Genomic DNA, 17,791 nt, shown 5'->3' with positions numbered 1-17,791 from the left:
CACGGTCGACGCTTCGCACCGCGGGGCCGGCCGGCGGAGCGTCGGGCCTCCGGAACCGTACGGACGACTACCGACCCTGTCGGCCCGAGACGACGCGAGGGCGGTGAGCGACCGGTGGTACTGAACGCGATTCAATCGAGAGTTCAGGCGTCGCCCGCGTATCGAGCGGTGGCCGACCAGTTCCGCTACCGACGGCAGGACGTTTCCGGGGTCGTTCCGAAGATACCCGCGCTCCCCTACCTGTACATCTCGCCGTTCTTCGTTCTGTTCGCCGTCTTCCTCCTGTTCCCGACGGCGTACACGCTGTACCTGTCGTTCTTCGACTACCTCGGGGCGTCGAACGAGGTTCTGCTGACCGTCGACTTCGTCGCGTTCCAGGTGACGGTTCCGCAGATAGCGAACCTCCGGTTCGTCGGACTCAGCCACTACACACGGCTGATACTCAGGGACTCGCTGTTCCACCAGGCGCTGTTCAACACCTCGTTCATCTTCCTCGTGCAGGTGCCGCTGATGGTGATTCTCGGTCTCGCCACGGCGCTCGTGTTGGACGCGAAGTTCATCCGCGCGAAGAGCATCTTCCGGACGCTCATCGCCCTCCCCGTCGCGACGGGGTTGGTCGCCTACTCCACGATATTCCTGCTGCTGTTCAACGGCGACGTGGGCGTCATCAACTACGCGCTGGAGACGATCGGTCTCGGGCGGGTGCCGTGGCTCACCGACGCGTGGTGGGCGCGCATCACGCTCGTCATCGCAGTGACGTGGCGCTGGCTCGGGTACAACATGATAATCCTCCTCGCCGGTCTCCAGACCGTCCCGGAGCAGTTGTACGAGGCCGCGGAAGTCGACGGCGCGACGCGCTGGCAGAAGTTCCGGTTCGTCACGCTGCCGCAACTCCGCCCAGTCCTCTTGTTCGTCGTCGTCTCTTCGACCATCGGGACGTTCCAGATATTCGCCGAACCGTACGTCATCACCGGCGGCGGTCCGTCGAACGCCACGATAACTATCGTCCAGTATATCTACAACCAGGCGTTCCTGCAACTCAACCTCGGGTACGCCAGCGCCGTCTCGGTGGCGCTCGTGATACTGGTGAGCATCATGTCGATAATCCAGATTCGGTACGGAGGGACGGAGTAATGCGCCGCGAGACGAGAAACGAAGCGCTGTGGAAGTTCGGGAGCTACATCTTCCTGCTCACCATCACGGCGCTGGTGATGATACCCATCTACTGGATGCTGGTCGCGGCGACGATTCCCCAGTCGGAGTTCTTCTCGTGGCCGCCGCGGCTCCTCCCGGGTCTCCACTACCTGCAGAACTTCGAAGCGCTGCAAGAGAGCGTCGACTTCCTCCGGAGCATCGGGAACAGCCTCATCATCGCCGTCTCCTACACGGCGCTGTCGCTCGTGCTCTGCTCGATGGCGGGGTTCGCGTTCGCGAAGTACGAGTTCAAGTTCAAGGAGCCGCTGTTCTACGCCATCCTGGCGACGCTCGTGCTCCCCATTCAACTGCTCATCATCCCCCTGTTCCTGCTCATCACGCAGATCGGGTGGACGAACTCCTACCTCGCGGTCATCCTCCCGTGGGCGGCGAACCCGCTGGGAATCTTCCTGATGCGACAGAACATGAAGGCGATACCCGACGCGCTGTTGGAGTCCGCTCGGATGGACGGCGCGACGGAGTTCCAACTGTACTACAAGATAGCGCTCCCGACGATGATCCCGTCGCTGTCGGCGCTCGCCATCATCCTCTTTCTCAACCAGTGGCAGGCGTTCCTCTACCCGCTCATCGTCCTGCAGGAAGAGGAGATGTTCACCATCCCCATCGCGCTTGCGCAACTCGTCGGGCAACAGCGGGTGAACTTCGATCAGGTGATGGTCGCCACGTCGCTGGCGATAATCCCCATCTTCCTGATGTTCATCTTCCTCCAGCAGTACTTCATCAAAGGCATCCTCTCCGGGTCGGTCAAACAGTAAGGAGACACCAATGGCAACAATCGATATCACGAAACTTCGCAAAGAGTTCGGCGACGAGGGCGAACAGATAGTCGCGGTCGAGGACGTAGACCTCACCATCGAGGACGGCGAGTTCATGGTGTTCGTTGGTCCGTCCGGGTGCGGCAAGACGACCACGCTGCGGTGCATCGCGGGTCTCGAAGACGTCACGAGCGGAACCATCGAGTTCGACGACGTCGACGTCACAGACCAACGCGCCCGCGAGCGGAACGTCGCGATGGTGTTCCAGAACTACGCGCTGTACCCGCACATGACCGTTCGGAAGAACATCGGGTTTCCGCTCCGACTGTCGACGAAACAGTCGAGCGACGAGATAGACGAACGCGTCGAGGAGATAGCGACCCTGCTCGGCATCGAACCGCTGCTCGACGACAAGCCGAAAGAACTCTCCGGCGGACAACAGCAGCGCGTCGCCCTCGGCCGCGCTATCATCCGCGACCCGGAGGTGTTCTTGATGGACGAACCGCTGTCGAACCTCGACGCGAAACTCCGCTCGGTCATGCGGACGGAGCTACAGGAACTCCAGCGGGAACTCGACGTCACCACCGCCTACGTGACGCACGACCAAGTCGAGGCGATGGCGATGGGCGACCGCATCGCCATCCTCAACGAGGGGCGACTCCAGCAGGTCGGCGACGCCAACGACGTGTACCGTTCGCCGACGAACGAGTTCGTCGCGGGGTTCATCGGGTCGCCGAGTATCAACCTCCTGACGGCCGAAGTCGACGGCAACACGCTCGTCGGTCCCGCAGGCTTCGAGTACGAACTCGACGACACGTCCTGGGTCGACGAGCGGAGTCGCGTCCGCGTCGGCGTCCGCCCGGAGGACATGCGCCTCGTCGAGAACGGCGGCGGCGGCGGCATGCCGAGCGAAGTCACCGTCGTCGAGCACATGGGAAACGAGAACTTCCTGTACGCGAAGATGGGCGAGGTGGACCTCACCGCCCGCGTCCCGAGCAAGATGCGTCCGCCCGAGGGGTCGCGCGTCCGGTTCGACTTCGACGAGGAGGACCTCTACCTGTTCGACGCCGACACGCAGGAGTCCATCAAGACGAAGACGGGCGAGACGGACGTCGGCTACGACCGATTCGTTCAGAAAAAGGCCTGAGACGAGCGAATTCGGTCGTCTCGGCGCGGGTCTGCTGCGATAAATGCGGCCGCCGCGTCTCCGAGAGCCGACGGCCCGTCACACCGCGAATAACGGGCGTTTCGTGCCGGATGCCCGCGTTTTTATCACGGTCGACGTGAACCGATACCTATGCGCATCGGAGTCTGTTACTTCCCGGAGCACTGGCCGGCGGACCGGATGGAGGCCGACGTCGAACGGATGGCCGACGCCGGACTGCGGTACGTCCGGATGGGCGAGTTCGCGTGGTCGAAACTGGAACCCGAACCCGGCGAGTACGAGTTCGGGTGGCTGGACCGCGCCGTCGACCTCGTGGGCGATTACGGCATGAAGGCCGTCCTCTGCACGCCGACGGCCGCGCCGCCGAAGTGGTTGGTCGACGAGTACCCGGAGATACGGCAGGAAGAGGCCGACGGGACGACGCGTCACTACGGCGGTCGCCGGCACTACTGCTACAACTCGGAGGTCTTCCGGCGGGAGACTCGCCGCATCGTCGGGACACTCGCGGAGCACTACGCCGACCACCCGGCGGTGGCGGGGTGGCAGACCGACAACGAGTACGGCTGCCACGGCACGCTCCTGTGCTACTGCGACGACTGTGCGAGCGCCTTTCGCTCGTGGCTCCGCGAGCGGTACGGCGACGCGGAGACGCTCAACGAGCGGTGGGGGAACGCCTTCTGGAGTCAGGACCTGAACGACCTCTCCCAGGTGGACCCGCCGCGGCACGCCGCGGCCGACCACCACCCCTCGCGCCTGCTCGACTACCGACGGTTCAGCAGCGACGGCGTTGTCGCGTACAACCGCCTGCAGGTCGAGACGCTCCGCGAGGCGAACGACGAGTGGTTCGTCACGCACAACTTCATGTCGCACGACGGTCTGAACGCCTACGACGTGGCCGAGGACCTCGATTTCGCCTCCTGGGACTCCTATCCGACCGGACACGTGCAGGAGCGGCGCGGTTCGCGTTCGGAAGCGGAGTTCCGCGCGGGCGACCCGGACAACCTCGGCCTCGACCACGACCTGTACCGGTGCGCGGCCGACGGCGCCCACTGGGTGATGGAACAACAACCGGGTGACATCAACTGGCCGCCGTACTCCCCGCAACCCGCCGACGGCGCGATGCGACTGTGGGCGCACTACGCGACGGCCCACGGCGCGGGCGTCGTCTCGTACTTCCGGTGGCGGCGGTGCCGAACGGGACAGGAGCAGTACCACAGCGGCCTGCTCGCGGCGGACGGGACGCCCGACGCCGGGTACCGCGACGCCGCGGACGCCGCCTCCGACCTCGAAACGCTCTGCGACGCCGCGGAACCGGACGAAGAGGACGAGGTCGGAGGCGGCGCGTCGGCGCCGACCGGCGACGTGGCGCTCCTTCACGACTACGACAACCTCTGGGCGTTGGAGATAGAGCCGATGACGCCGGAGTTCGACTACTGGGACCACGCGGAGACGTACTACGCGGCGCTCCGGGAGCGGTCCGTCGGCGTCGACGTCGTTCCGCCGTCCGTCGACTTAACGCCCTACGATGCCGTCGTCGCGCCGACGCTGTACCTCGCGGACGACGACCTCGCCGCGCGACTGGAGTCGTACGTCGCCGACGGCGGCGAACTCCTCGCAACGATGCGCTCGGGCGTCAAAGACCCGTACGACACACTCCACAACGCGCCGCGACCGGGTCCGCTCCGCGACCTCGTCGGCGCGACGGTCGACCAGCACGAGAGCGTCCCCGATTCGCTCGCGAGCGACGTCGTCTACGGGGGCGACCGCTACGAGGCCCGCGTCTGGAACGAGTGGCTCGCCCCCGCCGACGGGGGCGCGTCGGTCGAGGGACGTTACGAGGGCGGGCGCGCGGACGGAACGCCGGCCGTCGTTCGAAACGCCGTCGGCGACGGGTCCGCGACCTATGTCGGGACGTGGCCGGACGCCGACCTCGCGGGGGCCGTCGTCGGCGACCTGCTGGACCGGGCGGGCGTTCCGACGACCGACCCCCTCCCGCCGCAGGTCCGAATCGCGACCCGGGGCGGACTGACGTGGGTGGCGAACTTCGGTTCCGAGGCGTTCCCCGTCGATTCCCCCGTCGGCGCCAACTGGGTCGTCGGCGGCTCGACGGTCGCGCCGTACGACGTGGCGGTCACGGACGCGGCACCGAGCGATCTCTCGGCGGGAGAACGGCCGTGACGCCTCGCGCGCGGCCGTACGCTCCGAACCCGAAAGACAGTAGTCGCCCGCACGAGAGGGCAGGGACATGGCGCCCGAACTCGTGGCCGACTACCCGTGCGAGACCGGCGAGGGGCCGGTCTGGCACGTCGACGAGGAGGTCTTGTACTGGCTCGACATCCCGAACGGACTGCTGTACCGGTACGACCCCGAGACGGGCGAACACGGAGTCGTCCGCGAGGGCAATCCGGTCGGCGGCGCGACCGTCCAAGCCGACGGGTCGCTGCTGCTGTTCGGCGCGGGCGGCGCCGTCGACCGATGGGACGGGGAGACGACGACGCGAATCGCGACGCTCGGCGAGGCGGCCGACACCCGGTTCAACGACGTCATCGCCGACCCCGAGGGCCGCGTCTTCTGCGGGACGATGCCCACCGAGGACCGCCTCGGTGCGCTCTACCGCTTGGACCGCGACGCGACGTTCACCCGCGTCGTCGACGAGGCGGACATCCCGAACGGGATGGGGTTCTCGCCGGACGGGGAGACGTTCTACTTCACGGTCTCCGAGGAGGAGACGATACACGCGTTCGACTACGACGTCGAGACCGGCGGTATCTCGAACCGCTCGGTCCTCGTCGATACGAGCGGCGAGGCGGGCGTCCCGGACGGACTGACCGTCGACGCGGCGGGCGATATCTGGTCGGCGCGGTGGAACGGCGGCGTCCTCGTCCGGTACTCGCCCGCGGGGGCGGAGCGAGAACGGATCGAGTTCCCCGCGCGGAAGGTGTCGTGCCCGGTGTTCGGCGGTCGCTCGCTGGAGGACCTCTACGTCACCACGGCCGGCGGCGACGACCGCCCCGACGAGGGGGACCTCGCCGGGTCGCTGTTCCGGTACGACCCCGACGCGTCGGGAACGCCCGCGTTCCGCTCCCGCGTCGGACTCGACTGAGCGGTCGGCGACGAAGCGGGGGCACCGACCGACGACCCGTGCGAGGAGCTAAGTTCTCGCACGCTCTGCACGCACACGAGACCGCCCGTCCGACCGACGAACCGAATCGCAGACGACAGACACGGACACCGATTACCGATACACCATGAAGATAGTCGACTACGACCTCTACGCCGTACCGCCCCGATGGCTGTTCCTCCGCGTCGAGACCGACACCGGTCTCGTCGGGTGGGGAGAACCCGTCGTCGAGGGCCGCGCGCGAACCGTCAGAACCGCCGTCGAAGAGTTGATGGACACCTACCTCCTCGGCAGCGACCCGCTCAGAATCGAGGACCACTGGCAGACGATGTACCGCGGCGGCTTCTACCGCGGCGGCCCCGTCCTGATGAGCGCCATCGCGGGCGTCGACCAGGCGCTCTGGGACATCAAGGGGAAACACCACGACGCGCCCGTCCACGAGTTGCTCGGCGGGAAGGCCCGAGACAGAATCCGCGTCTACCAGTGGATCGGGGGCGACAGACCCGACGGCGTCGCCGACGCCGCCCGCGAGAAGGTCGAGGCGGGGTTCACGGCGCTGAAGATGAACGCCACCTCGGAACTCCGCCGTATCGACTCGCCGAAGGCCGTCTCGCGCGCCGTCGAACGACTCGGCGCCGTCCGCGAGGCGGTCGGCGACGAGGTGGACATCGGCGTCGACTTCCACGGGCGCGTGACCAAGCCGATGGCCAAGCGCCTCGCGGAGGCACTCTCCGAGCACGACCCCTTCTTCATCGAGGAACCGGTGCTGCCGGAGCACAACGACGCGCTGCCCGAAATCGCCGCTCACACCTCGACGCCAATCGCGACGGGCGAGCGGATGTTCTCCCGGTGGGACTTCAAGGAGGTGTTCGAGCAGGGCGTCGTGGACGTCATCCAACCCGACCTGAGCCACGCGGGCGGAATCACGGAGGTGAACAAGATAGCCGCGATGGCCGAGGCGTACGACGTGGCGCTGGCGCCGCACTGTCCGCTCGGGCCCATCGCCCTGGCCGCCTGTCTGCAGGTGGACGCCTGCGCGCCGAACGCCCTCATTCAGGAGCAGAGCCTCGACATCCACTACAACGAGACGAGCGACGTGCTGGACTACCTCGCGGACCCGAGCGTCTTCGAGTACGACGAGGGCTTCGTCGACATCCCGGACGGACCCGGCCTCGGCGTCGATATCGACGCGGAGGTGGTCGAAGCGCGCGCCGGCCACGACGACTGGCACAACCCGGTGTGGCGCCATCCCGACGGGAGCGTCGCCGAATGGTAGGCGGGGACCCGACGCCCGTTTCGGGGCGCTTCGAGGGCGATACGGCTCTCGTCACCGGGTCGACGCGCGGCATCGGCGCGGGCATCGCGGAGCGACTCGCCGCCGAGGGGGCGAACGTCGTCGTCACCGGCCGAACCGCCGACGCGGGGAAGGCCGTCGCCGAGCGAATCCGCGACGACGGCGGCGAGGCGACGTTCGTCGAGGCCGACATGCGAGACCCGGACGACATCGCCGCCCTCGTCGACGCGGCCGTCGAAACGTTCGGCGGCCTCGACGTCCTCGTGAACAACGCCGGTGTCGAGACTGACACCGGCGCCGACGAGGCGTCGATGGACGATTGGACGTTCGTCTTGGAGACGGATTTCCGCTCGTACTGGCTCTGCGCGAAGCGGGCGTTCGCGGAGATGGACCGCGGCAGCGTCGTCAACGTCTCCTCGAACCACGCCTTCCTCACGATGCCGGGAAAGTTCCCGTACAATGCCGTGAAGGCGGGCATCAACGGGATGACGCGCGCGATGGCGCTGGACTTCGGGCCGACCGTCCGCGTCAACACGGTCAACCCGGGGTGGGTCGCCATCGACCGCACGACCGACGACATGTCCGACGAGCGACGCCGCGAACTGGAGTCGATGCATCCGACCGGTCGCATCGGCACCCCGGAGGATATCGCGGGCGTCGTCTCCTTTCTCGCCAGCGACGACGCCGCGTTCGTCACGGGCGCGCACCTGCTCGCCGACGGCGGGCGGACCGCGGTCATGCAGGACGACACGCTCCCGGACTACCGCGCGCGCAGAAACGAGTAGCAAGCGACCCGTCTTCACTCCGACCGCGCGTCTTCGACCTCGGCGACGAAGGCCCGAGCGTTCTCCTCTATCGTCTCGAAGTCTCCGCGAGCGACGGCGTCGGTGTCGGCGATGGAACTGCCGACGCCGACGGCCGTCGCCCCGGCATCGAAGAACGCGCGGACGTTGCCGAGACTCACGCCGCCCGTCGGGACGGTCGGAATGTGACCGAGCGGTCCCCCGAGCGAGGAGACGAACTCCGGTCCCAGCGTCCCCGCCGGGAACACCTTCACCATGTCCGCGCCCGCCTCGAACGCCCGAACGGCCTCGGTCGGCGTCGCGATACCGACCAGCGAGGGCTTCCCGTAGCGGTTCGCTACCCGGACTACGCCCTCGTCGAACGACGGCGTAACGAGAAACTCCGCGCCGGCGAGCGTCGCCGCCCGGGCCGTCTCCGCGTCGAGCACCGTCCCCGCTCCGACGGTCACCTCGTCGGCCGCGAACGACGAGGAGACGTCTCCAATCATGCCGAGGACGCCCTCCGTGTTCGCCGTGATTTCGACCGTCGGGACGCCGCCGCGTCGAATCGCGTCGACCGTTTCGATGGCCGCGTCGGCGTCGGTTCCGCGGACGATCGCGACGATACCCGTCTCTCGGATGCGACCCGCTGTCGTGTCGCTCATACTCATCACTCGTCGAGCACTCGTTTAAACGCGGGGGTTCGTATCGGCGGCGCGTCGGCGCGGTCGACGACCATGTTCTCGTCTCGCCAACCGTTTGATCGGGGAATTTTCCGATTTATTTTGTCATCTTCCATCGTAGGACCTCCGTCAACGTCGTAATATTGTGCGCGTATGTACCCGTACAGGTACTCTATTCCGACAAATAGATACTATAGGGCCCCAATACACCCGAAACAATCAAGAATATACACTTCGTATGGTATTATATCCGCGTATCTAAATAGAAAATATTAGACTACTTTTCAAGCGACACTTCGGCTATCTGCGTCGTCTAAGCCATCTTATTTTGATAGCTTGTACAGGATATTTAGTTTTGCTAGTTTTGACAACTTTGCTATCTTGTATAGTACTCCTGTCTTTCGCAGATTTGCTGAGGCGTCGACGCTGGACTCGTCGGAGGTCAGGAGAGGTGGTGGATGTTGACGAAGTGCGCGGCCGGATTAGCTCCGACCCGCCGTCGGTGGACCGCCACCGTCTCCAGTGCGTCCTCGAATCCGCCGACAACGGTCGCCGAGAACGAACAGTCGGTGCAGTTCACCCTGTAGAGCGAGGTCACGGTTCGACTCTACAAACTACGAGTCCCGGAAGACGTCGACGGTGCCGGCGGACGTGATCACCACTTCGTAGCCGTGGTAGACGAACTCGATTCTAAGCTGAACGCGACTCCGGTCTCCCTCCTCCCGCACGAGAGCGTCCAACGCTTCCGGGTCGACTACGTCGAGCAGAGGGTCGAGTTCGACCGGATCGACGTTTTCGAGGGAGGCGACCTCCCTGACAACGGTTTCTGTCGGAGTCCGCTGCCAGGGTTGTGGTGTCACGCTCATTGTCTACCCGCGTACAGCGTTCGTCCCGAGATAACTGAGAGGGAAACGGTCGTTTAGATCCGCTCGCAACAAACGCTCGGCGCGCCGGATTCGTTCGAACCGCTCGGATCCGGCGCGGATATCCTGCTCGACGAGCGATCCTGAACCCGACCTCCCGGGAGACTACTTCCCGTCGGTGGTCGGTCGAAACTGTACCGACGGTTGGCTGTACTCGTTGCGTAGGAGTATCTCGTCGGCGACGGAGTAGCCTATCTCGTCGAGTTTGTGCGCGATGCGCGTGATGTCCTCGTTCGAGGCTCCGACGGCCTGGATGTGGACGTTCTTCTCCCCCGTCATCAGTTCGCGGACGTTCAGCACGCCCTCGACGCCGAGCGTTTCGGTGGCGAGGGCTTCTCGCGCCGCGATGGGCGCGGTGCAGACGAACAGCACCTGCAGGGGGAACCCGGCCCGTTCGTAGTCTATCTCCGGCCGATACCCCTTCAGGATACCCTCTTTTTCCAACCGGGCGATTCGCTTGCCGACGGTGCTGGCCGAGACGCTCACCTGTCGACTGATCTCGGCGTTCGTGTTGCGACGGGCGTCCTCCTGTAGAAGGTGCAGGATGATGCGGTCGATTTCGTCGATGGGAACGCCGTCCATGACCCGTACAGACCGTCGAACCGCAAGAAGCTATGGTCAGTTCGGACCGCATCGGTCGGCCGTTGGCGTCTCTCACCTTGACTTCGTCCACCTCGGTGCGGCGGATCGGGCGGATTCGGAGACTCCCAGTTCTCGACTCGACGGCGACCCTTCAGAAATCCCCGAGGGCGGTCTGGTTCCGCTTGAGCGCCGTCGCCTCGTAGCCGCGTCGCGTCAGCGTCTCCGCGAAGGCGTCCGTCGACCCGTGCTGGGTGTACACCCGATCGGGGTCGACGGCGTCGACGAGGTCGCAGAGTTCGGCGAAGTCGCAGTGGTCCGACAGAGGGAACGTCTCGTCGAAGTCGCCGCGAAACTTGAACGCGTCGTCGACAGCCCACCCCGAGAAGCCCGCTTTGACCGCTCCCGTCTCCTCGGCGAGGTTTCCTATCCAGTCGATGCGCGCCGTCGTCATGGGGAGGACAAGGGCGTCGCCCGGACCGAGTTCCGTCTCAGATTCGTACTGTTCCGCGCCGAACGACACGTCGAGGTGCGACTCCACCACGTCGTTCACTCGAAAGACGGCGTCGGTGGTGAACAGTCGCTCGCGGCCCGCCTCCTCGGCGAGCAACTGGAGCTTTTGCGCCCGACCGAGGGCGTAGCCGAACAGCAACACCGGTTCGTCTGTCTCCCGAAGCCACGAGACGATATCCGAGGCGACCGTCTCGTGGTCGGGGAAGACGTACTCCGGTTCGCCGTACGTCGTCTCGACTATGAGCACGTCCGCGTCCGGCGGTTCGAAGCCGTCGAGGTAGAACCGCGACCGGGTGCAGACGTCGCCCGTGTAGAGGTAGCGCGTGCCGTCCGGGTCGGTCACGAGGGCGGCCGTCGACCCGGCGACATGACCCGCCGGGAGCAGTTCGATTCGCTCGTCGGTCGTCGCGTGCAGGGGAACATCGCGACGCGCCGACGCGAGGTCTGCGGTTAGCGGCGAGCACACCGCCGTCGCCTCGCCCTCGGGGAAGTGGTCGCCGTGCGCGTGGGAGACGACGGTCACGTCGCTGTCCGGGGGGTCGTCAGCGTCACCGGACGACGTCCGGTTGGCAGACCCACTGGGTGGGTCGTCGGCGTCGCAGACGACGCGCGTCCCGTCGGAGAGCGTTATCTCGATGCCGTCGCGGTACTGGACCGTCACGTCGGGTTCGTAGCATCCGCGGACGCAAGGCGGTTCCGGGCGGAGCGGGACGAACGGGGTCGTTCACTGCGAGTCGAACAGCGACTCGACCCGCTCTATCGTATCCGCGTCGGTGCGGCCGAGGTCCGCGCGGACGTTCAGGAAGCGCGGGAAGCGGAGCGCGTACCCCGAGTCGTACTCGGAGGAGGACTGTATCTCCTCGTAGGCGACTTCCAGCACCACCTCGGGTTCCAGTTCGACGAGGCGGCCCTCCCGGTTCACGATGCGCGCCTCCAGTTCCTCGGTGAGGTCGGCCAGTTCCTCGTCGGTGTAGCCGGTGGAGAGTCGACCTACTTCGAGGAGTTCGTCGCTCTCGGGGTCGTAGCAGGCGAGGTAGAGCCGACCCAGCCACTCGCTCCGTCGGCCCTCGCTGTACTTCGCGCGGGTCACCACGAGGTCGAGCGGTTCCATCGTCGGCTTGAGTTTCAGCATGCGCCCGACGCGCCGCCCCGGTTGGTACGCCGCGGTCGCGTTCTTCATCATCAGCCCCTCGTGACCGCGTTCCAACGCCTCCTCGTAGAGCGTCGCCGCCGAATCGGGGTCCTCGGACGACGCCGACGCGGACGTCGCCCGTTCGAGTCCGGCGACGCCCCCCTCGGGGTCCGGCGCGACCGACGAGAACGCGGCGCCGAGGCGTTCCAGCCGTTCTGATGCCGGGCGGTCGAGCGTCGTCTCGCCGTCGTACAGGCAGTCGAACAGGTGGACGACGACGGGAATCTCCCCGACCATCGCCTCGATGTCGGACTCGCGTTTGACCCGTCGAGAGAGCGTCTGGAAGACGACCGGCGAGCGGGACTTCTCCCGAATCGTTTCGGGGGCGTACCCGACGAGTTCGCCGTCGAAGATAGCCCGGTCGGCCGCGACGCCCTCCCGAACCGCGCGGACGACGTCCGGGAACTGGAGGGTCACCTCTTCGAGACGCCTCGTGAACAACCGCACCTCGTCCCCGTCGACGTGTATCTGTACCCGGATTCCGTCGTACTTGTACTCGCAGTGGACCGCCTCCCCGCCGTCCCCCGCCGCGTCGGCGAGACCCTCGGCCAGCGTCTCGGCCTTCTCGGCGAGCATCAACTGAATCGGTCTGAACAGTTCCACGTCGAGTTCGCGGAGGGCCTCGACCCCGCCGCCGCGCGCCGTCTCGGCGACGACGCCGAAGTCGTTCGTCACCTGGTAGGCTCGCTCGACGGCGTCGACCGATTCTCCCCCGTCGTCGAGGAACGCGACGGCGAGAGCGTCCCGAATCGTCCCCTCGCCGACGCCGACGCGCAGGTGTCCGAGGGCGGTCCGAACGACGTAGCGCGCCTCGTCGGCCGTCGCGTCGGAGACGAGTCCCGCCAGGGCATCGACGCGCCGCCCCTGACTCCCCTCCCCCTCGAAGTCGGCCAGTCCGCGCAGGTCGTCGTGGACGCGTTCGACGGTCAAATCGCGGGAGAACAGCGTCTGCTGGCCGCCGTTGTCGACGGCCCACGCCGCCGCGTCGCCGAGGTCACCGGTCTCCCGCCACCGCTCGCGCACCGCGTCCTCCGCGGCGCCGGTCGCGGCGAGGACGGCCTCCAAGGTGAGACTGGACGAGACGCCGAGTTCCCCGCGGTCGTACGCGGGGAACAGTCGCCCCCGCGCGAGGACGACCAGTCGCGGCAGGAGGTCGCCGGCGCCGGCGAACGTCTCGGCCAGGATATCGCGCTTCTCGTTGTTCGAGGCCGTCGCCGCGAGGCGGTCGTACACGTCGACGAGGGCGGCGTACTCCATCGGGCGCGCTAGGGGAAGCACGGACAAAAGGCCCTCGCGGTCACCCCGTCGCGGGACGGGAAGACCGGACCGCCGTCGGGGCAACGAGGGGTATTATAGTCGCGTCTGCAAGTCTTCACACACTCGACCGTACGACGGCGTGCGGTCGGACGAGTAATCAGTTGCAGACGCTACTATAGCGTCTCGGAGCCTCAGAAGGAGGCGCGCTCCGCGAACCGCCGCACGAGGTTTCGTATCGTCTTCTGCTTGACGTAGCCGACGACGGAAATCGCGACTATTGCGCCGAAGATGGCCATCGCGCCGACGAACCGTCCGCTCGCCAGTTTGCCGCCGGCGTAGACGGTGAGCACGTAGGCCGGGAGCCGTCCGACCGTGATGGCGGCCATGAACGTTCGGAGCCGCCAGTTCGTGATTCCGGCGAGAAAACAGATGGCGTCGTCCGGGAGGCCGGGGATGACGACGAACGCCAGCAGACCCGGAACCCCGACCCGGTCGACGAACCCGTCGAATCGTTCGACCACCTCCTCGTCGAGCACCTCCTCGACGAAGCCCCGTCCGTACCGGTCGGCCAGCATGAACGCGATGGCGCTCCCGAGGAGCACGCCGACGAGGCTGTAGACGGTCCCCGCGACCGGACCGAACAGGTACCCCGCGACGAGCGCGACGACCTGGCCGGGAATCGGGGCGACGACGACCTGCACCGTCTGAAAGAGGACGAAGACGACCGGCGCGAGTACGCCGAACCCCTCGATCCACGCGCGGAGTTCCTCGGGGTGGAGGACGAACGGCGCGTAGCGCCGGAGACCCGCGTACAGCGCAGCCAGCGCCGCCGCAACGGCGACTAGGAGCGCCGCGCTCCGCCGTCGGGCCGCCGCCGAGGAGAACAGCCTCACTAGCCGACGAGGGTGCGCGAACGGACTTCAATGTGTTCGCCGGGGTGCGCGCTCCCACCGGTGAAGCGACGGTTCCGCGAGACCGGACCCCGAAGAACGTCGGAAACGAGGGGGGTGGGACGCGAACGGTACGCGGCGCCGCCCGCCTCGGACCCGGAAGTTCGCCGACCCGACGTTTCTTACCCGTCGTCCGTGACAGTGAGAACGATGGTGTCGAGTGACGACGTGCTGTCGCGCGAACCCGACGAGACGGTGCAGGTACTGGACGCCGACGGGACCGTCGTCTCGCCGGACCTCCTGCCCGACCTGGGAGCGGAGACGCTCGTCTCGATGTACCGCGATATGCTCTTTTGTAGGCGGTTCGACGAGCGGATGATCAGCCTCCAGCGGCAGGGTCGCATCGGGACGTACTCCTCGCTCGCGGGGCAGGAAGGGTCGCAGATGGGGTCGACGTACGCGCTCGCCCCCGAGGACCTCGTCTCCTATCAGTACCGCGAGCACGGCGCCGTCGTCGGCCGCGGATTCCCGTGGGAGTATCTCCTCTACTGGGCGGGTCACGAGGCGGGGAACGCGGCGCTGGCGGAGTTGGAGATATTCCCGCTAAACATCGCTATCGCCGACCACCTCCCGCACGTCGTCGGCGCGGCGATGGCGATGAAACTGCGAGAGGAGTCGCGGGTGGCGGTGGCGCACTTCGGCGACGGCGCGACGAGCGAGGGGGATTTCCACGAGGCGATGAACTTCGCCGGCGTGTACGACGTACCCGCCGTCTTCGTCTGCAACAACAACCAGTGGGCCATCTCGACGCCGCGGGCGCGCCAGACGGCGAGCGAGACGTTCGCGCAGAAGGCGACGGCGTACGGCTTCGACGGGGTTCAGGTCGACGGGATGGACCCGCTGGCGACGTACGTCGTGACGCGGGCCGCCCGCGAGCGAGCGCTGGACGACTCGGGCGAACACCCCCGCCCGACGCTCGTCGAGGCGGTGCAGTACCGCTTCGGCGCGCACACGACGGCCGACGACCCCTCGGTCTATCGCGACGACGAGGAGGTTGAAGAGTGGAAGCGGAAGGACCCGCTGGACCGCTTCGAGACGTTCCTCCGCGACCGGAGGCACCTCGACGACCAGAGGCGAGAGGAGATGGAAGCGGAGATAACCGAGGCGCTGGCGGACGCCGTCGACCGGATGGAGTCGTTCGAGGCGGACCCCGAGTCGATGTTCGACTACACCTACGCGGAGGCGACGCCCGGAATTCGGGAACAGCGCGAACGCTTCCACGACCTGCGTGAGAAGTACGGCGACGAGTCGTTCCTGCGGGAGTAGCCGCCGACCGGCCGTTTCGGCCCCCGCCGCAGTCATTCGTGGACTCACGGGCGACGACAGCGCTACTCGTATCGGTCCTCGGCGCCGTTGAGCGCCATCCAGTACCGGATGAGCGCCGAGGCGTCCTTCTCCTCGTCGTCGGCGAGGCGTCGGGTCGCGCGGAAGGCCTCGTGGACGACGGCGTTCACCGGCAGGGCCGTCCCCTCCTCGTGGGCGACGGACCGCGCGTACCCGATGTCTTTGTCCCAGATGGCCCGAGCGCCCAACCCCTCGACGTCCCGCGTGAAGTCCCCGGTGACGAAATTTTCCGGGATGTCCATGCCGAAGAACTCGGCGAACAGCGTCGGGTCGACGCCGTTGTCGCGGGCGAACTCGACTATCTCGGCGTCGAGCGCCCGCCGCCCGGCGTAGCGCATCTGGAGGCCGAGTTTGAGTATCGTTCCGTCGGGGACGGGGCCGACGCGGACGTGGGCGTCCGAAAGCACGTCGAGCAACGGCGTCGCCGCCGCGTAGTGCTCCTCGCTCCCGCCGACCATCATCTGATAGCCCTCCCGCGGCGCGGCGCCGGTGATGGGCGCCTCGACGAACCCGGCGCCGGCGTCGGCGCACAGTTCCTCGCAGGCGAGCGAGGTGTCGGGGTGCGTGGTGGTCGCGTCGACGAGGAGTTGGCCCGGCGAGAGCGACCCCGCGAGTCCGTCTTCGCCCTCCATCGTCGCCTCCACCTCCGGCGTCCCGGGCACCGCCATCACCACCGCATCGGTTCCCTCGGCGACCGCCGCCGGGGAGTCGGCCGCCGTCGCGCCGCGGTCGACGGCGTCTTCGACCCGTCGGTCGTCGACGTCGTACACCGTCACCTCGCGGTCGGGGAGCAGTCGGTCGAGGAACTCCGTTCCGATGTAGCCGGCGCCGACGAGTCCGATTCGGTCCATGCGCCTTCCGTGGGCGGCCGCCTCCAATAACTCTCGGGCGCGAATCCAACCCGACGCCCGCCCGGTCGGTGTACTTTTGGAACCGACGGGAGACGTTCGGCCGATGGCCCACGACATCGCGGTGATACCCGGCGACGGCATCGGGAGAGAGGTGGTCGAGGCGGCGTTTCCGCTCGTCCGGGACGCGGCCGAGGCGCACGGCGCGACGCTCGCGGTGACGGAGTACGACTGGGGGAGCGAGCGGTATCTGGACGCGGGTCGGATGATGCCCGAGGACGGACTGGACCGTCTCGAAGCCCACGACTCGATTCTCCTCGGCGCGGTCGGGCACCCGGACGTCCCCGACCACGTCACCCTGCACGGACTGCGCCTCCCGATAACGAAGGGGTTCGACCAGCACGTCTGCAAGCGCCCCTCGTACCTCTTCGAGGGGGTGGACAGTCCCCTCCGCGGGTACGACGCCGGCGAGATAGATTTCGTCGTCTACCGGCAGAACACGGAGGGGGAGTACGCGCACGTCGGCGGCCGGGAACACGAGGGTTCCGACAACGAAGTCGCGGTGCAGAGCGCGGTGTTCACGCGGGAGGCGACGGAACGACTCCTCCGGCCCGCGTTCGAGGCGGCGGCCGCCCGCGACGGGAAACTGACCAACGTCACGAAGTCGAACGCGCAGGCGTACGGCATGGTGTTCTGGGACGACGTGGTGGAGGAGGTGAGCGCCGACTATCCCGGCGTGGAGGTCGAACGACTGCTCGTCGACGCCGCGAGCATGGACTTCGTGCGCCGCCCCGAGGAGTTCGACGTCGTCGCGGCGTCGAACCTGTTCGGCGACGTCCTGACCGACCTCGGCGCGATTATCTCCGGGAGCATCGGGCTTGCGCCCTCCGCGAACGTCGACCCGACGGGGACGAACCCGTCGATGTTCGAACCGGTCCACGGGAGCGCCTTCGACATCACAGGCGACGGCGTCGCGAATCCGCTCGCGACCGTGCTCTCCTGTGCGATGATGCTCGAGCATCTCGGTGAAGACGAGGCCGCCGACACCCTCCGGGGGGCCGTCGCGGCGCAACTCGCGGACTCGTCGGCGCCCCGGACGCCGGACATCGGCGGCGAGGGGACGACCGCGGAAGTCGTCGCGGACCTCCGGACCCGACTGCTCGGATGAGG

17 protein-coding genes are annotated in these 17,791 nt (G+C 67.1%); 9 read left to right on the top strand and 8 right to left on the bottom strand.

Going from position 1 to position 17,791, the window contains the following annotated elements:
* The first annotated feature begins 114 nt into the window (after positions 1-114).
* The 7 genes from NDI76_RS18630 (at position 115) to NDI76_RS18600 (ending at position 8,335) form a co-directional block, all read left to right on the top strand.
* Positions 115-1,134 (top strand): carbohydrate ABC transporter permease, encoded by a 1,020-nt coding sequence (locus NDI76_RS18630; protein WP_310925673.1) that lies wholly within the window; start codon positions 115-117, stop codon positions 1,132-1,134.
* Complete coding sequence (locus tag NDI76_RS18625; RefSeq protein ID WP_310925672.1) at positions 1,134-1,970, top strand: carbohydrate ABC transporter permease; 837 nt, start codon at positions 1,134-1,136, stop codon at positions 1,968-1,970. The genes NDI76_RS18630 and NDI76_RS18625 overlap by 1 nt, the downstream gene beginning before the upstream one ends.
* Positions 1,971-1,980: 10 nt before the next feature.
* Positions 1,981-3,117, top strand: a complete 1,137-nt coding sequence (locus NDI76_RS18620) for an ABC transporter ATP-binding protein (RefSeq protein ID WP_310925671.1) — start codon at positions 1,981-1,983, stop codon at positions 3,115-3,117.
* A gap of 150 nt (positions 3,118-3,267) precedes the next feature.
* Positions 3,268-5,313, top strand: coding sequence for a beta-galactosidase (locus NDI76_RS18615; protein ID WP_310925670.1), 2,046 nt, complete (start codon positions 3,268-3,270; stop codon positions 5,311-5,313).
* 67 nt (positions 5,314-5,380) lie between these two features.
* Complete coding sequence (locus tag NDI76_RS18610; protein ID WP_310925668.1) at positions 5,381-6,238, top strand: SMP-30/gluconolactonase/LRE family protein; 858 nt, start codon at positions 5,381-5,383, stop codon at positions 6,236-6,238.
* A 145-nt stretch (positions 6,239-6,383) separates the two neighbouring features.
* Positions 6,384-7,532 (top strand): galactonate dehydratase, encoded by a 1,149-nt coding sequence (gene dgoD, locus NDI76_RS18605; RefSeq protein WP_310925667.1) that lies wholly within the window; start codon positions 6,384-6,386, stop codon positions 7,530-7,532.
* Complete coding sequence (locus tag NDI76_RS18600; protein WP_310925666.1) at positions 7,526-8,335, top strand: SDR family NAD(P)-dependent oxidoreductase; 810 nt, start codon at positions 7,526-7,528, stop codon at positions 8,333-8,335. Before dgoD ends, NDI76_RS18600 begins: the two co-directional genes overlap by 7 nt.
* Positions 8,336-8,349: 14 nt before the next feature.
* Here the strand turns inward: NDI76_RS18600 and NDI76_RS18595 are convergent, their stop codons facing one another.
* The 7 genes from NDI76_RS18595 to NDI76_RS18565 all read right to left on the bottom strand — a co-directional run bounded on the left by NDI76_RS18595 (position 8,350) and on the right by NDI76_RS18565 (position 14,372).
* Entirely contained in the window at positions 8,350-8,997 is a 648-nt protein-coding gene (locus tag NDI76_RS18595; protein WP_310925665.1) for a bifunctional 4-hydroxy-2-oxoglutarate aldolase/2-dehydro-3-deoxy-phosphogluconate aldolase, read from the bottom strand.
* Positions 8,998-9,457: 460 nt separating this feature from the next.
* On the bottom strand, positions 9,458-9,613 hold the full coding sequence (locus NDI76_RS18590; protein ID WP_310925664.1) for a hypothetical protein: 156 nt from the start codon (positions 9,611-9,613) through the stop codon (positions 9,458-9,460).
* A 16-nt stretch (positions 9,614-9,629) separates the two neighbouring features.
* On the bottom strand, positions 9,630-9,881 hold the full coding sequence (ddfA, locus tag NDI76_RS18585; protein WP_310925663.1) for a DdfA family disk-determining factor: 252 nt from the start codon (positions 9,879-9,881) through the stop codon (positions 9,630-9,632).
* A 162-nt stretch (positions 9,882-10,043) separates the two neighbouring features.
* On the bottom strand, positions 10,044-10,520 hold the full coding sequence (locus NDI76_RS18580) for an Lrp/AsnC family transcriptional regulator (RefSeq protein ID WP_310925662.1): 477 nt from the start codon (positions 10,518-10,520) through the stop codon (positions 10,044-10,046).
* A 151-nt stretch (positions 10,521-10,671) separates the two neighbouring features.
* Positions 10,672-11,691 carry an MBL fold metallo-hydrolase gene (locus NDI76_RS18575; protein WP_310925661.1) on the bottom strand — a complete coding sequence of 340 codons (1,020 nt, stop codon included), beginning with the start codon at positions 11,689-11,691 and terminating at the stop codon, positions 10,672-10,674.
* A 63-nt stretch (positions 11,692-11,754) separates the two neighbouring features.
* Complete coding sequence (locus NDI76_RS18570) at positions 11,755-13,479, bottom strand: ATP-dependent DNA ligase (RefSeq protein WP_310925660.1); 1,725 nt, start codon at positions 13,477-13,479, stop codon at positions 11,755-11,757.
* Between the two features lie 191 nt (positions 13,480-13,670).
* Positions 13,671-14,372: a TVP38/TMEM64 family protein gene (locus NDI76_RS18565; protein ID WP_310925659.1), complete on the bottom strand. Its 702-nt coding sequence runs from the start codon at positions 14,370-14,372 to the stop codon at positions 13,671-13,673.
* 207 nt (positions 14,373-14,579) lie between these two features.
* Between NDI76_RS18565 and pdhA the strand changes: the two genes are divergently transcribed.
* Positions 14,580-15,695 (top strand): pyruvate dehydrogenase (acetyl-transferring) E1 component subunit alpha, encoded by a 1,116-nt coding sequence (pdhA, locus tag NDI76_RS18560; RefSeq protein ID WP_310925658.1) that lies wholly within the window; start codon positions 14,580-14,582, stop codon positions 15,693-15,695.
* A 62-nt stretch (positions 15,696-15,757) separates the two neighbouring features.
* Here pdhA and NDI76_RS18555 read toward each other — a convergent pair whose 3' ends face one another.
* Entirely contained in the window at positions 15,758-16,741 is a 984-nt protein-coding gene (locus NDI76_RS18555; protein WP_484494591.1) for an NAD(P)-dependent oxidoreductase, read from the bottom strand.
* On the opposite strand from NDI76_RS18555, the gene NDI76_RS18550 reads away from it, so the two are divergent.
* Positions 16,728-17,789, top strand: a complete 1,062-nt coding sequence (locus tag NDI76_RS18550; protein WP_310925656.1) for an isocitrate/isopropylmalate dehydrogenase family protein — start codon at positions 16,728-16,730, stop codon at positions 17,787-17,789. The two genes, NDI76_RS18555 and NDI76_RS18550, sit on opposite strands and share 14 nt — an antisense overlap.
* Positions 17,790-17,791 lie beyond the last annotated feature (2 nt).

This window comes from Halogeometricum sp. S1BR25-6 (assembly GCF_031624495.1).
In the GTDB taxonomy this organism is placed as follows: Archaea; Halobacteriota; Halobacteria; order Halobacteriales; family Haloferacaceae; genus Halogeometricum; species Halogeometricum salsisoli.
This window is presented reverse-complemented; position numbering and strand designations above follow the sequence as displayed.